Source organism: Nonomuraea sp. N2-4H (assembly GCF_045291505.1).
Classification (GTDB): domain Bacteria; phylum Actinomycetota; class Actinomycetes; order Streptosporangiales; family Streptosporangiaceae; genus Nonomuraea; species Nonomuraea fastidiosa.
Window position 1 is genome coordinate 2238013 of the sequence record NZ_CP147987.1, and the last position, 15081, is coordinate 2253093.

Consider the following 15081-nt stretch of genomic DNA (forward strand, 5'->3'; position numbering starts at 1 on the left):
GCGCGAGGGCGGTCCGGCGTGGGCGTAATCTGTCGGATGTGCCAGCCCCGTACCTCACGTTGAACACCGTCGTCGAACACGAGACCGAGGCGCGGCGCTCGCGCTTCATCTGCGCGCTGGCCCCGGCGCGCAGCGTGGAGGAGGCCAACGCGTTCATCGCCGAGCGCCGCAGGCTCTACGCCGACGCCACCCACAACTGCACCGCCTACGTGATCGGCGAGCGCATCCAGAAAGGCGACGACGACGGCGAGCCCGGCGGCACCGCGGGCACGCCCATGGTGCAGGCGCTGGTGGGCCGGGGGTTCAGCGACGTGGTGGCGGTGGTGACCCGCTACTTCGGCGGCACCCTGCTGGGCGCGGGCGGGCTCGTGCGCGCCTACGGCTCGGCCGTCACCGAGACGCTCGACCGGGTGGAGCCCGTCCGGATGGTGCCGGCCAGGCTCGTCCACGTCTCCGTCGCGCACGACCAGGCCGGGCGGGTCGAGAACGACCTGCGGGCATCCCGGTACGCGGTGCGCGATGTCACGTACGCGGCCGAGGTGACCTTCGCCGTCGCGGTGGGGGATGACGAGGTCGAGGCGTTCACCGACTGGGTGGCCACGCTGACGGCCGGGCGCGCCCGCGTCGAGCTCGGTGACAGCCTCCACGTCCCCGCCTGACCCGCTCCGGCGGGGCGCCCCGCCTGCGTGCTCTGATCCGTAACGCCGCAGCGCCCTGCCTGGGTGCTCTGATCCGCCACGCCGCAGCGCCCTGCCTGCGTGTTCTGATCCGCCACGCCGCAGCGTCCCGCCTGCATGCTCTGGTCCGGCGTCCTTTCCCGCGCCGCCCGCCGCTTCCCCGCTCTCCGGCGTGCGGCGGGGTGGTCAGCCCTCCAGGGCGTACTGCATCACGCGGAACTTCGCCTGCGCCTCGGCCAGCTCGGCGGCCGGGTCGGAGTCGCCCATGATGCCGCCGCCGGCGAACAGCCGGGCGCGCCGCCCCTCGATCAGCCCCGAGCGCAGCGCGATGCCCCACTCGCCGTCGCCGTGCGCGTCGATCCAGCCGACGGGACCGGCGTAGCCGGCGCGGTCCATGCCCTCGAGCTCGCGGATGACCTGGATGGCGGTGTGGGTGGGGGTGCCGCCGACGGCCGCCGTCGGGTGCATGGCGGCGACCACGTCGAGCACCGACGCCCCGTCGGCCAGCCGCCCGGTGACGTGGCTGGCCAGGTGCTGCACGTTGGGCAGCACCAGCAGCTCGGGCTCGTCGGGCGTGGTCAGCGACGAGCACAGCGGGGCCAGAGTCTGGCGTACGGAGGCGATCGCGCACTCGTGCTCGTGCCGGTCCTTGGCCGAGGCGAGCAGCGCGGCGCCGCGCGCGAGGTCGTCGGCCGGGTCGGTGCCCCGCGGCGTGGTGCCGGCCAGCACCAGCGACTCGATCTCCTGCCCGGTGCGCCGGATCAGCAGCTCGGGCGTGGCGCCCACCAGCCCGGCGACCGAGAACGTGTAGCACTCGGGGTAGCGGCGGGCCAGCCGCGTCAGCAGCAGCCGCACGTCGATCGGCCGCTCGGCGGTGGCGACCAGATCGCGGGCCAGCACCACCTTCTCCAGCTCGCCCTCGCGGATGCGCTTGGCGGCCTGCGCCACGACGTGCTCCCACTCGGGGGCCGACAGGCTGCCGTCGCCGTAGCTGATGCGCCCAGGGTCGCGGATGGGCGTGAACGTCTCAAGCGGCGACTCGCCGATCGTGGTCAGCCACGCCCGGCCGCCCCGGCGGGCCAGCACGGCCTGCGGCACCACGAGCACGGAGCCGTGGGCGTCCTCGTCGAAGGTGAAGCTGCCGAAGGCGACCGCCCCGGAGCCCGGCGTGCGTACGGAGTCGTCGACCTGAGCCTCACCGAGGACGGTGGCCAGCCACTTGCGGGCCCAGGCGAACCGCCCGGGTCCCGGGGGACGGCCACCCTGGCGGCCTCACCCCATCCGACGAGGCCCTCTCCGTTCCTGACCCATGCGTACGGGGCCGTGTGGGGGAGGGATGCCAGCAGGTCACCGGGGTCGCCGACAGGGGTTGTGCGAACCGGCAGCGGGCGGGTTGTTCCGAGCGCGACACTCACTCAAGACACTCTATGCGGGAACTGAACACGTTCGACTCAGACCCCCGTGAATGCACTGTTACTGCTAAAGAACGCGGAAAGAGCCGGCTGCGGCCCGGTGCAGGGGTCGGCGGGGAGCGGCTCCGGCTGTCAAGCCGCCCTATGAACTCGGTCCTGAACAGGTAGTACGCGTCCCGAGATCATGGCAGGCCGGTGATCGCGTCTCTACCTTTGTGCCCATGATCGCTCGACTGGGCTGCGTGCTCGCCTCCGCCGTCGTCCTCACGGCCTCGGGCACGGCCGTGCAAGCCGCCCCGATCGCCCAGCCGGTGCCCCAGGTCATGGCCGCGCTCGGCGACTCCATCTCGACCGGGTTCAACGCCTGCGGCTGGTACGTCTCCTGCACCGCCCGTTCCTGGTCCACGGGTGACAACAAGACGGTCAACAGCCACTACCTGCGGCTGTCGGAGATGTCTGGAACGCTTCACAAGCACAACCTCACCTTCGCCAAGCCCGGCGCGACCAGCGCCGACCTGCTCGGCCAGGTGAAGCAGGCGGTCGCCGCCAAGGCCGACTATGTGACGATTCTCATCGGCGCCCAGGACGCCTGCGTCCGCACCGAGGAGCAGATGACGCCGGTCGCCACCTACCGCCGCCGCATCGACGCCGCGCTCGCCGAGCTGCGCGCCGGCATGCCGGGAGCGAGGGTGTTCTTCGCCAGCATTCCCGACCTGCGGCGGCTGTGGCAGGTCGGCAAGTCCAGCGCGCTGGCCAGGACGTTCTGGGGCGCGGGCCGCATCTGCCAGTCGATGCTGGCCAAGCCCGCCTCCACCCGCCGCGCCGACGAGCAGCGCCGGGCCAGGGTGCGGGCCCGCGTCATGGCGTACAACAGGGCCGCCGCCGCGGCCTGCGCCGCCTACGGCCCCTCCTGCCGCACCGACGGGGGAGCGGTCTTCGACTACCCGTTCACGCTCGACCACGTCAGCCGGTGGGACTACTTCCACCCCAACTCCGAGGGACAGCGGGTGCTGGCCGAGCAGACCTATCGCCGCGGTTTCCGCTGGCTCGACCCGCGCTGAGCCGGGGGCGCTCACCGGCACTGGGCCAGCATGATCTTCTTGTCGGCCGGACGGACCGGCAGGTCGTACTTGAGCGCGACCTGCGCGAAACGGGTCACGTACGCGCAGCGGATGCCGCGTCTCGGCGGCAGCCAGCTCGCCGGACCTGATGCGTCCTTCTGCTCGTTGGCGCGCCCGTAGACCGGCAGCAGGTTGAGCGGGTCGTTGGCGAAGTCGAGCCGTTTGGACATCGGCCAGCGCGGCGCTCCCATGCGCCAGCCGTAGTTGAGCGGTACCACGTGATCGACCTGCACCTCGTCGGCGTTCTTCTTCCGCCAATGGATGACCCGGCCCGTGTAGGGGTCGGTCAGCTCCATGGAGACGACCTCGCAGTCGGAGCCCTTGCGGAACTTCACGTTCCGCCCGTCGCGGGCCAGCAGGTCGTCGCGGGTACGGCAGCCGTTGCGCGCGTACGGCACCCCGGTGGCCGAGTCGGCCCAGTTGTCGCCGAAACGGGTGCGCGCGTATCCGGTGTTGGGGCCGAAGCCCTTCGTGCGCAGGCGTCTGATGATCCCGCGTGCCTCGGCCTTGTCGGCCTTCGAGATGATGGGGGCCAGTCCGGGCAGCGTGCCCGTGACGTTGCCCAGCGGGCTTGCCGCGGTGGCGGCCTGAGGGGTTTTCGCAGTACTGATGAGAGAAGCGACGATGATGGCTCCGGCGAGGACGGCGACCGCGTCCTTGGTGCTCAAGCAAGCCTCCATGAGCTCCGGGTTGTCTAGAGAGATTCCCGGCTGGCCGCATGACGACACGGGGAGGGTTATGTGACTGATCGTCCCACCGATGTGGATGTTGATCTTCACGTTCCCGCCCGGCGTACCGAACTCCACTGGCCGCTGCTCGCCGCGATCGCCGCGGGTGGGGCGCTGGGGGCGCTGGCCCGCCACGGTGTGCAGGCGGCGCTGCCCACGCCGTCCGGCGGGTTCCCGTGGGCGACGTTCCTGGCCAACGTGTCGGGCTGCCTGCTCATCGGGGTGCTCATGGTGGTCGTCACCGAGGTCCGCACGGCCCACCGGCTGGTGCGGCCGTTCCTCGGGGTGGGGGTGCTCGGCGGTTACACCACGTTCTCCACGTACGTCGTGGACACGCTGCGGACGGTCGCCGCGGGCGCGCCGGTGACGGCGCTCGCCTACCTCGGGGCGACCCTGGTGGCGGCGCTGCTCGCGGTGGTCGCCGGGATGCGGCTGACCCGGCGGGTGGCCGGGGTGCGTATCCGATGACGCTGCTGCTGATCGTGCTCGGGGCCGCCCTTGGCGCGCCGCTGCGCTACCTTGCGGACCGTGCCGTGCAGGCGCGCCACGACACGTCCTTCCCCTGGGGGACGCTGACCGTCAACATCGCGGGATCCGCGCTGCTCGGCTTCCTGACCGCGCTGCCTCTGGGCGATGGCGTGATGGCGCTGGCGGGCACCGGGTTCTGCGGGGCGCTGACGACGTACTCGACGTTCGGGTACGAGACGGTCCGCCTGATGGAGGAGGGCGCCCGCTTCCACTCGGTCGCCAACGCGGTGGCCAGCGTGGTCGCCGGGCTCGGTGCGGCCTACTGCGGCATGGCCATCGCCCAGACGATCGCCTGAGCCGCTGAGCAGGCGTCGCCGTCGTGCAGGCGTCCGTCTGGGCCGGGCGATGCGGCCACGCCTGCGCGGTCCGATCATTCGGGTGTGTCCGGCTTTCCGGCTGGGACGCCTTCTGGAGTTACTGTGTAAGCAAGTAATCATCTCCTGGAGGCGTGATGGCCGATCCCCTCGACGCCTACTCTCGCGTCGTGTCGTCCGTGGCGGCCGAGTTGCTGCCGAAAGTGGCCGGCGTACGGGCCGGCCGGGGAGCGGGTCGGCGGTGGTGTTCACCGCCGACGGGTTCCTGCTGACCAACGCGCACGTCATCAACGGCGCCAGGACCGGCACCGTCGCCTTCGCCGACGGCGTCTCCGGCGGCTTCGAGGTGGTCGGCCGCGACCCGCTGTCGGATCTCGCGGTCATCAGGGCGCAGACCCCCACCCCGCCCCCGGCCGAGCTGGGCGACAGCGACGGCCTCGTGGTGGGGCAGCTCGTGGTGGCCGTGGGCAACCCGCTCGGGCTGACCGGATCGGTCACCGCAGGAGTGGTGTCCGGACTCGGCCGCTCGCTGCCCGCCCGCAGCGGCGCCGGCATGCGGCTCATCGAGGACGTCATCCAGACCGACGCCGCGCTCAACCCCGGCAACTCGGGCGGGGCGCTGGCCGACGCGCACGCGCGGGTGGTCGGCATCAACACGGCGGTCGCCGGGGTCGGCGTGGGCCTGGCCGTGCCGGTCAACGCGACCACCAGGTCCATCATCGCCGCGCTGATCAGGGACGGCCGGGTCAGACGGGCGTTCCTCGGCCTGGTGACCACGCCCGCCCCGCTGCCCGAGCCGCTGCGGCGGCGCACCGGGCAGGACAGGGCGCTGCGCGTGGTCGAGGTGGTGCCCGGCTCGCCCGCCCAGCGCGCCGGGTTACGCGCCGGCGACCTGATGCTGAGCGCGGGCCGTACGCCGGTGAGCGACGCGCAGAGCCTGCAGCGGCTGATGTTCGCCGACGCGATCGGGCGGCCGCTGCCCATCACCGTGCACCGCAACGGGGCGCTGGTGGACGTCATCGCCGAGCCGGTGGAGCTCACCGGCACCGGCGTCTGACCTCGCGTCAGGTGGTCGCGGGCTCGGCGGGTTGCTTGGCCGCGGTCTGCTTGCGGTAGCGGGCCTCGCGGCGGGCCAGCAGGTCGGCGAGCAGCTTGTCCCACTTCTGCCCGATCACCGGAAGGTCGTACTTCCGCGCGGTCTCCAGCGCCCCCGCCCCCAGGTCGCGCCGTAGCTGCTCGTCCTCGATGACCCGGATGATGGCCGCCGCGAGGTTGGCGTTCGTACGCGGCTTGACCAGCAGCCCGTCGACCCCGTTCTTGATCATCTCCTTGGGCCCGTGCGGGCTGTTGAAGCTGACGATGGCGAGCCCCTTCGCCATGGCCTCCAGGATCGTCATCGGGAAGCCCTCGTGCCGGGAGCTCATCACGTAGATCGACGCCTTCTCCAGCTCGGCGCCGATGTCCGTGGTCGGGCCGGGCAGCTCGACCTTGCCCTCGAGCCCGGCCTCGGCGATCTGCCTGGCCAGGTTCTCCTCCTGCGGCCCCGCCCCGAAGATGCGCAGCGTCCAGTCGGGATGCGCCTGCGCGACCGTCTCCCAGGCGCTGATCAGCCGGTGGAAGCCCTTGATGCGGGTCATCCTGCCGACCGCCACCGCCACCTTGGCGTCGAGCTTCGACACCTCGCCGCTCATCGGCGGCACCGCGTTCGGGATGCGGACCAGCTTGCGCGGCTGCTTGGCGAGCGTCTCGCGGTAGTCGTTCAGGTCCGCCTTGGTGAGCGTGACCAGGGCGTCCAGACGGCGGTAGCGCCACTTGATCAGCTCCTGCACCGGCTCGGGCTGGGTGGCCAGGGCCACGTGCTCCTGCCCGATCGTGATGACGCCGGGCGGTGCGAGCTGCGCGACCGCGAGGTTCAGCCCCGGCCGGGTGGCCATGAGCACGCCGCCGTCCACCGAGCGGATGAACCGCGCCAGCTTGAGGTCGGTCCACAGCGTGAACCGGTGGTAGGCCGACTCCTCCTTGGGGATCAGCCGGCTCGGCAGCTTCGACAGCATCGCCCGTACGGGATCACGACTCGGTTCGAGGCGATCGTCGAGGAAGCGGAACTTCACCCGCGGGTCGATCGGGAAGAACGGCTGCTCGGCCTCCCTGAGCACCGAGACGATCTCCACCTCGTGCCTGTCGGCCAGGTAAGAGGCGAGGTTGAACACGGTCCTGATCGTGCCGCCCATGCCGTGCGCATGCAGGAGGAGGATGCGTATCCGCCTCGTCGAGGGCGGCGGCGCGGTGCGTGCCTTGCGCCGGTTGTACCCCCGATACAGCCGGCCCACCGCCGACTTGCCCTTGCGTGCGAGTGCGCGCACCTGTCATATCTCCTATCAGCCGCCAATGAGCTGTACACACACATCGCCGGTGGTGAGGACGTGAGCCTCGCCACCGGCCCGATCACGATCGGCGGGGTGCGCATTGTTCATCTCTTATGCGCTTTCCCCTCCAATGATCGTTAGACGCCATAAAGGTGACTAAGGTTGCATGCCGGGCCGGTGCCGGGGGTCCGGCGTGTGCGGCGGATGCTCGGCGAGCAGCTCAAGAGCGACGTCGATCGCCTTCTCCAATTGCGGGTCCACACCCCTGGCGTAATCCTGCGGCGTGATGTCCACCTCGATGTCCGGATCGGTGCCGTAGTTCTCCACCTGCCAGCCCACGTCGTCGAAGGCGAACGAGAACTCCGGCTGCGTCGTCACCGTCCCGTCCGCGAGCCGGTGGCGCGGCCAGATCCCGATCACGCCGCCCCACGTGCGCTTGCCCACCAGCGGGCCGAGACCGAGCAGCTTGAAGGTGTGGCTGAAGATGTCGCCGTCCGAGCCCGCCCACTCGTTGGTCACCGCCACCAGCGGGCCGCGCGGTGACTCCGGCGGGTACGGCTCCGCGTCGCCCCACCGCGGATAGTCGTAGCCGAGCCGCCGCCTGGACAGCTTCTGCAGCAGCAGCGCCGAGACGTGCCCGCCGCCGTTGAACCGCACGTCCACGATGAGCGCGTGGCGGTCGTACTCGGCCAGGAACCCCCGGTGGAACTCGCCGAACCCCTCGGCCCCCATGTCCGGCACGTGCAGGTAGCCCACCCGGCCGCCCGAGCGCTGGTGGCAGCGGGCCCGGTTCTGGTTCACCCAGTCGCGGTAGCGGGCCGGGCGCTCGTCGGCGAGCGCGCGTACGGTGACCGTGAACACCCGGTCGCCGCGCCGGAGCGTCAGCTCGACCTCCTCGCCCGCCTGGTTGACCAGCCGCTCGTTCGGGGTGGCCATGGGGCCGATCGGCGCGCCGTTGATCGCCAGCACCGCGTCGCCCGGCCGCACGTCGAGACCGAGCCGGTTCAGCGGCGAGGTCGCCTGCGGATCCCACCGGTCGCCGGTCACGATGGACTTGATGTGGTAGACGCCGTCCCTGAGATCCCAGTCCACGCCCAGCTTGCCCTGGGTGTAGTCCGGGCCTGGACGGTACTCGCCGCCGCTTTCGAAGGCGTGGCTCGTGGCCAGCTCACCGTGCAGCTCCCACAGCAGGTCGGAGAACTCGCTCCTGGTCGTGACCCGGTCAACCAGCGGCAGGTAGCGGTCGTACACGGCCGGCCAGTCCACGCCCGCCATGTCCTCGGTCCAGAAGTTCTCCAGCTGCAGCCGCCACGCCTCGCGGAACATCTGCCGCCACTCCGCCTCCGGGCAGACCGGCACCTTGACCCGTGACAGGTCGATCCAGCCGGTGTCGCGGCCCGGCGTGTCGCCGTCGGCCGGCACCTCGCCCGCCTTGACCACCCGCAGCCGGTCGTCGGCGCGATACAGCAGCGTGCGGTGATCGCGGCCCAGCTCGAACGCGGTGACGCCCTCGGCGAACGTCTCGTTCTCGCCCTTGGCGAAGTCGAACAGGTGCAGCGTGCCCTCGCCCTCCAGCGAGGTCGTGAGGATCAGCGCCTTGCCCTTGCGCAGCCCGGCCACCTGCTCGTAGCGGCCCTCCGGCAGCGGGAACGCCGTCACCCGCCCGGCCAGACCGTCCAGGTCCACCCGCAGCGGCTCCCTGCCCTCGTCGTCCCCCTCGTCATGGTCGTCGTCCTTGTCCTGGGTGAGCGGGCGCGGCACCGGGACGAACGGGTCCGGCACGTCCGCGCGCAGCGCCACCGCGTACGGCCGGGTGCCCAGCGGGAAGCCCAGGTCGAACTGGAGCTGGTCGTAGACCGGCGAGAAGACGCGCCGGCCGATGAAATACAGGTAGCGGCCCTCGGGGTCGAAGGCCGGCGCCGAGTCCTTCAGCACCGGCTCGCTGGCCAGGACCGTGCGGCCCGTCTCCGGATGGTGCAGCTTGATCGCGGTCGTCTGGGCGTTGAGCGGGCTCGCGTACGCCAGCCACCGCCCGTCCGGCGACCACGCCGGACCCTCGGGCGCGCCGTGCGGGTTGGCCTCCACCAGCACCGACCGGCCGTGGGACAGGTCGAGCAGGTGCAGCTCGTGGCGGTGGTTGATGATCGCCACCCGGTCGTGGACGGGGTCGGGGACCAGCTCGTTGATCCGCCCCAGGCGGGCCACCTCGGCACCGGGACTCATGCCGGAGCAGGCGCCGCTGCCCGCGCGCAGGTCGTCACCGCTTGCCAGGTCACCGACCTTGCCCGGCTCCAGGATGACCAGCCGCTCCTCGTCGCCGTCGTCGCTGGCCGCCGCGATGAGCCTGACCCCGTCGTTCAGCCAGGTGAGGAAGCGGTAGCGGACCCCGTCAGGTGAGCCGTAGCGCCGGACCGGGCCCTCCCAGTTCGCCATCCCGTACGCCTTGCCGCGCGTCGTGATCGCCACCGTGCTGCCGTCAGGGCCGAGTGTGGCGCTGTCGAGGTACTCGGCGGCGTCGACGAACCTGCGGTTGCGCTGCGTCCTGGAACTGGCCAGCCGCACCTCCACCCTTCGCGGCGGCTCGCCGGGCTCCAGCAGGTACAGGTCCGCGCCGGCGTGGTAGACCAGGCGATGCCCGTCACCCGACAGGTTGCGGGCGTAATAGTCGTCGTGATGGGTGTGCTTGCGCAGGTCGTCGCCTTCGGGGGTGCACGAGTAGACGTTCCCGACGCCCTCGTGGTCGGAGATGAAGCACACCCGGCCGTCGCTCCAGCAGGGCGAGGCCAGGTTGCCCGGCAGCCGGATCAGGCGGCGGAACTCGCCGTCGCCGGTCGGGTCGATCCACAGGTCGCCGACCGTGCCGCCGCGGTAGCGCTTCCAGCGTGCCGGGTCCGCGGTGTTGCGGCCGAGCACGATCTTGCCGTCGAGGGCGTACGCGATCGAGTTCGCCGGTCCGTACGGCAGCCGCTCCGGCACCCCGCCCGGCGCCACCCGGTGCAGCCACTTGCGTCCGTCGAAGGGCTGGCCCTGGTCGCTGGCGTACAGGATGCGCCCTTCCGGATCCCAGCCGGTCACCGTGCAGCGGGCGCCGTGGAAGGTCACCCGGCGGGCCGCGCCGCCGCCGGCCGGCATCACGTACACCTCTTCAGGGCCCTCCTCGCGTCCCACGAACGCGAGCTGGTCGCCGCGCGGCGAGATGCGCGGATAGCCGGCCTCGGCCAGCCCCGCGGTCAGCCGGAACGCGCGGCCGCCCTGGGCGGAGACCATCCACAGGTCGTCCTCGGCGGCGAACACCACCACGTCCTGGAACACGGCGGGGAAACGCAGGTAAGCCGACATGGGCGCAGCCTCACAGTCGATCGGACGGTCGAGGCCCCGGCCTCGGCCGTCCGATCACCTCACCGGACGGGCAGCCTGCGAGGGCTGCCCGGAAGATCACTCTTCGCCGGTCGGCTTGGTCTCCCGCTTGGTCTCCTTGGCCTGCCGGCTCGTCTTGATGGCCTGCTTCTTGGACTTGCCGGACTTGGCCGCGGGTTTCTTCTTCGTGTCAGCCATGAGGATCATCCCCCCTGTACGGACGTGGCGCACCGGATTGGTGCACCACGGCCCTTAATACCCATCGAACGACGAAACCCGACATACCTCCTATGTACTCTTCGTAACGCCTCGACCACGCAGCCGTATCGCCTGCGAACACCCGCGTGCGACTCTCACCGGACGGCCGCCGAGCGCGCGCCCGGGGCCGGATGGCGAACCGGCCGATCACCCGCCGCTTCCGACCACCACACCCCCTCGCCATGCGAGAGCCCGGGCAGGCGCTGCTCGAAGACGTGCACAGCCGCCGCCGGGATCTCCCCGGTCAGCAGCCACGTGTCGGCCCGCCGCCACGTCTCGCGCAGCTCACCGCCCAGCGCCGCGAGCTGCGCCGTGACCGGGCCGAACGTCTCCAGCGGCACCTCCACCTCGAACCGGTGGCACGGCTCGTGCACGATCGTGCCCGCCCGGCGCAGCGCCTCCGCGAGCACCCTCGGCGCGCGGCCGCGGAAGTCGGCCGCCACCGTGGTCGGCGCGTCGTAACCGGTTTCGGTCACCGTCACCACCACGTCGGTCACCGGCCAGCTGTGCGGGCCCTCGCGCAGCGCCGCGCGTACGCTCTCTTCGATCGCCCGGTGGTACGCCAGCGGCAGCGACCCGAGCGCGACCTCCAGCCGGTAGCGCACCCCCGTGCCCGGCGGGGCCGGCTCGACCCGCAGCCCCACCGTCGCCATGAACTCGTTGGGGCCGTGCCGCTGCATCTCCTCCAGCGCCTCGCCGGTGCCCGCGGGACGTTCGAAGTAGACGGGGCGGCTCGGCTCGAACGTCGCCTCCACCCCGAACTCCCTGGCCAGGGTCTCGCCGATGACCTCCTTCTGCACCTCCCCGTACAGCAGGACCGAGGTCTCGCCGCCCGCAAGCGTGCGCGTGCCGATCAGCGGGTCCTGCTCGGCCAGCGCGAGCAGCGCCGCGTGCAGCCGCGGCTCCTCGCCGGGGACGCGCGCCCGCACCACCGTCTCCAGGCTGGGCGGCGTGAAGTGCGCCTGCCCGGCCGGGCCCGGCCCGCCCAGGTGATCGCCGACCCGGATCTCCGGCACGCCCTGCACCTTGACGATGTCGCCGGCCAGCGCCGTCCGCCGCTGCGGCGCACCGGCCACGGTGAGCGCGGTCAGCCGTCCGTCGTAGGCGTGCGTCCCGTCGCGGTAGAAGCCGATCTTCTCGCGGGTACGGAGTGCGCCCGCGCGCAGCCGTACGTACGCCGCCTTCTCCCCGGACGGGGCGCGCTCGACCGCGAACACCAGCCCGTGCGGCCGCCCTCCCTCTTCTGGCTGGGCCACGGAGGGGAGCAGGCCGGCGATGCCGTCGAGCAGCTCGGTCACGCCCTGCCCGGTGATCGCCGAGCCGAACAGCACCGGGTACGCCTCCCCGGCCGCGCACTGCCCGGCCAGCGCCGCACGTACCTGGCCGGATGTCGGCTCGCCGCCCTCGACCAGCAGCTCCAGGAGAGCGTCGTCGCGTTCGGCCAGCACCTCTGCGGCGGGTCGCAGCGAGGCGAGCGGCCGGGTGACGGCCCCGCGCCCGCCGATCCCCTCGACGGTGGTGATCGGCACGCAGGACGGCGACAACCGCCGCCGCATCTCGTCCAGCAGGTCGTGTTCGCGTGCCCCCGCCCGGTCGATCTTGTTCACGAAGATCAGCGTCGGCAGGCGCAGCTTGCGCAAGGTCTTCATGAGGACTCGGGTGTGCGGCTGCACCCCTTCGACGGCCGACAGCACCAGCACGGCGCCGTCGAGCACACCGAGCGCCCGCTCCACCTCGGCCACGAAGTCGGCGTGCCCCGGCGTGTCCACCAGGTTGACCCGCAGGTCGCCCAGCGTGAACGAGGCCACGGCGGTGCGGATCGTGATGCCCCGGCGTCGTTCGATCTCGCCGGTGTCGGTCTGGGTGTTACCGTCGTCAACGCTGCCGAGCCGGTCGATGACGCCGGTCTCGAACAGCAGCCGCTCAGTCAGGCTGGTCTTGCCCGCATCCACGTGCGCGAGGATGCCGATGTTCAGTATGTGCATGCGTGAGGAAGCCTCGGGAAACTCTCGAGCCAACAGGGCACTGGGAGATTCCGTGGCACCTCATCTCGAACTCCTGATCATCGACGTACGCGTGCGCCGGCCATAGTCCCACCCGCACCGCTTCCGCCGCCAACGATTTTCCACGCGGGCCTCGAACCGGGACACCACCGGCCCGCGCGGTCGCCCCCGTCCTTCCGCAGGCACGCCGCCGGCCGCACGGCCGCCCCTGTCCTCCCGAGGAACGGTGTTCGCGTGGTCGTCGCGGTCGTCCCGCAGGAGTGTCGCTAGCCCGCGCGGCCGTCCTCGTCCTCCCGCAGTAAGGCGACCGCCCCCCACCCGCGCCCCGCCGGCGCGAGCGCCGCCTCGATCCCGAGTCGGTACTGTCGATCGCGGTCGGCGTGTGCAACGAGCGCGGCCGTGTTCGCGCCGCTCGGCGCGGTGCGTGAGCGCCGGGCTTCGCATTCGGCGGGTCGTCGCCGGCCTGGGCCGGATCTCACCCGCCCTCGGCCTGGCCGCGCTTCGGCTCGCTCGAGCTCGGGTTCGCCGCGCCCCGGTCACACGCAGGCGGGTCGCACGCGGCGGCGGGTACGCCGCGGCCCCTGCGGTGTCCCGGGCTCCGGGCAGGCTGCACGGCGAAGGCCCCGCCCCGTTCTCTACAGCAGGCGTAGCTGTTCGGCTTCGGCGGCGGGTTGCCTGGCCGGGGGAGCGGGGCGAGCGGGTGGGAGGCGGCGGGCGGTGGCGGGGGTGGCGCGGCCGACTCCGTGCCGTTCGGCCAGCTCCCTCACTAGCCCGATGACGCGCTGCTGGTACGCCTTCGGCGCGTAGGCGCCGCGACCGTACAGCTCCAGATAGCGCGGGACGAGTCGCGGGTGCTCGCGGGACAGCCACGACAGCCACCACTCCCGGGCCCCAGGGCGCAAGTGCAGGATTATGGGGGAGATGTGGGTGGCGCCCGAGTCGGCGATCTCCTTGACCGTGCGGTCGAGCTGGGCGGGGGAGTCGGTGAGGTAGGGCAGGATCGGCGCCATCAGCACGCCGCAGGCGATGCCGTTGTCATTGAGCGTCGCGCACGTCTCCAGCCGCCGTCGCGGGTGCGGCGTGCCGGGCTCGACCGCGCGCCACAGCTCCTGGTCGACGAAGCCGACCGACACGTTGGCCCCCACCTCGGTCACGTCGGCGGCCTCGGTGAGCAGGTCGAGGTCGCGCAGGATCAGCGTGCCCTTGGTGAGGATGGAGAACGGGTTGGCGGCGTCGCGCAGCGCGGCCAGGATGCCGCGCATCAGCTTGTAGCGGCCCTCGGCGCGCTGGTAGCAGTCGACGTTGGTGCCCATGGCGATGTGGTGGCCGCCCCAGCGCGGCGAGGCCAGCTCCTTGCGGGCCAGCTCGGCGGCGTTGACCTTGACCACGATCTTCGAGTCGAAGTCGGCCCCGGCATCGAAATCCAGATATTCGTGCGTTTTTCGGGCAAAGCAGTAAACGCAGCGATGGGTGCACCCGCGGTAGGGGTTGATCGTGTACTCGAACGGCACCCGGCTCGCGGCGGGCACGCGGTTGATGATGGATCGGGCCTGAATCTCGTAGAAGGTCATCCCCTTGAACTCAGGGGTGTCGAACGTTCTGGTCACCGCGCCGCGAGCGAACAGCGGCACGGCCGGATCGTCCCGGCCGGGCCCGGCCAGGCGCAGGTTGTCCCAGCGCATGCCATGATTAGAACAAGTATTCGAGCTTGATCGCAAACCGAAAAGAGGTCGCAATTACATGGTCAGCAGGGGGCTAATGATCTTCATGGTTGGGCAGAAAGACGCCACGGAGCTTGCGTTCGGGAGGTGCACCTATGGCCTGGTCGCAGGACGAGGAGCGGATGCTGGCCCAGATCGAGCAGCACCTCGTCGACGACGATCCGCGACTTGTGGCTCGGCTTGAGTCCTTCAACGAGCGGGTGCGTCGTAATGAGGCGAGGTCAAAGGGGCAGCCGGGTCTCAAGCGCCGGCCGCGCCGCTCGACGGTCATCATCTTGATCAGCTGGATTCTGATCGCCACATTGGTCGCAACGTTGCTGGTCATGGTGCTCCGTCATGAGGCCGCTGCCGCCTTGGCCCTGACGACCATGCTCTGAGGGAGGTTCGGGGTAGCGGTCGGCGTCGTATGAGGTCCGCTGAGCTTGCGTGTCTCGCCTCCGGCCATTGTGTTGTGACGGCCCGCTACCGGTCGCACGGTGACAGTCCGCTCCCGGTCATACCGGCACGCCCCGCCGTCGGTCACGCCGACGTCTTGCCGTCGCGGATCTTGCACGCTCTCTGTGTGGTGGCGGGCTCGCGGTGGGCACGGGATCGTC

General features: G+C 71.4%; 11 protein-coding genes and 1 pseudogene. 6 read left to right on the forward strand and 6 right to left on the reverse strand.

Annotated features, from left to right (window positions below):
• Positions 1–38 precede the first annotated feature (38 nt).
• Entirely contained in the window at positions 39–659 is a 621-nt protein-coding gene (locus tag WBK31_RS10175) for a YigZ family protein (protein WP_364064970.1), read from the forward strand.
• Positions 660–863: 204 nt separating this feature from the next.
• Here WBK31_RS10175 and WBK31_RS10180 read toward each other — a convergent pair.
• A pseudogene (locus tag WBK31_RS10180) lies at positions 864–2092 on the reverse strand (isochorismate synthase MenF).
• Between the two features lie 218 nt (positions 2093–2310).
• On the opposite strand from WBK31_RS10180, the gene WBK31_RS10185 reads away from it, so the two are divergent.
• Positions 2311–3150: a GDSL-type esterase/lipase family protein gene (locus tag WBK31_RS10185; RefSeq protein WP_364064964.1), complete on the forward strand. Its 840-nt coding sequence runs from the start codon at positions 2311–2313 to the stop codon at positions 3148–3150.
• 11 nt (positions 3151–3161) lie between these two features.
• Here WBK31_RS10185 and WBK31_RS10190 read toward each other — a convergent pair whose 3' ends face one another.
• Positions 3162–3878 (reverse strand): HNH endonuclease family protein, encoded by a 717-nt coding sequence (locus tag WBK31_RS10190; RefSeq protein ID WP_364064962.1) that lies wholly within the window; start codon positions 3876–3878, stop codon positions 3162–3164.
• A 72-nt stretch (positions 3879–3950) separates the two neighbouring features.
• On the opposite strand from WBK31_RS10190, the gene WBK31_RS10195 reads away from it, so the two are divergent.
• The 3 genes from WBK31_RS10195 (at position 3951) to WBK31_RS10205 (ending at position 5837) form a co-directional block, all read left to right on the forward strand.
• Positions 3951–4406, forward strand: coding sequence for a CrcB family protein (locus tag WBK31_RS10195; RefSeq protein ID WP_364064959.1), 456 nt, complete (start codon positions 3951–3953; stop codon positions 4404–4406).
• Positions 4403–4762 (forward strand): fluoride efflux transporter CrcB, encoded by a 360-nt coding sequence (gene crcB, locus WBK31_RS10200; protein ID WP_364064956.1) that lies wholly within the window; start codon positions 4403–4405, stop codon positions 4760–4762. Before WBK31_RS10195 ends, crcB begins: the two co-directional genes overlap by 4 nt.
• 259 nt (positions 4763–5021) lie before the next feature.
• Positions 5022–5837 (forward strand): S1C family serine protease, encoded by an 816-nt coding sequence (locus WBK31_RS10205; protein WP_406674693.1) that lies wholly within the window; start codon positions 5022–5024, stop codon positions 5835–5837.
• A gap of 7 nt (positions 5838–5844) precedes the next feature.
• Here WBK31_RS10205 and WBK31_RS10210 read toward each other — a convergent pair whose 3' ends face one another.
• From WBK31_RS10210 to WBK31_RS10225, 4 genes are all read right to left on the reverse strand, one after another.
• On the reverse strand, positions 5845–7143 hold the full coding sequence (locus WBK31_RS10210) for a glycosyltransferase family 4 protein (protein ID WP_364064950.1): 1299 nt from the start codon (positions 7141–7143) through the stop codon (positions 5845–5847).
• A gap of 159 nt (positions 7144–7302) precedes the next feature.
• A complete protein-coding gene (locus tag WBK31_RS10215) occupies positions 7303–10485 on the reverse strand; it encodes a PDZ domain-containing protein (RefSeq protein ID WP_406674694.1) in 3183 nt (1060 codons plus the stop codon).
• A gap of 371 nt (positions 10486–10856) precedes the next feature.
• Positions 10857–12746: a GTP-binding protein gene (locus WBK31_RS10220; protein ID WP_406674695.1), complete on the reverse strand. Its 1890-nt coding sequence runs from the start codon at positions 12744–12746 to the stop codon at positions 10857–10859.
• Between the two features lie 653 nt (positions 12747–13399).
• A complete protein-coding gene (locus tag WBK31_RS10225; protein ID WP_406674696.1) occupies positions 13400–14446 on the reverse strand; it encodes an Rv2578c family radical SAM protein in 1047 nt (348 codons plus the stop codon).
• A 134-nt stretch (positions 14447–14580) separates the two neighbouring features.
• On the opposite strand from WBK31_RS10225, the gene WBK31_RS10230 reads away from it, so the two are divergent.
• Positions 14581–14862, forward strand: a complete 282-nt coding sequence (locus tag WBK31_RS10230; RefSeq protein WP_364064939.1) for a DUF3040 domain-containing protein — start codon at positions 14581–14583, stop codon at positions 14860–14862.
• The last annotated feature ends 219 nt before the right edge of the window (positions 14863–15081 follow it).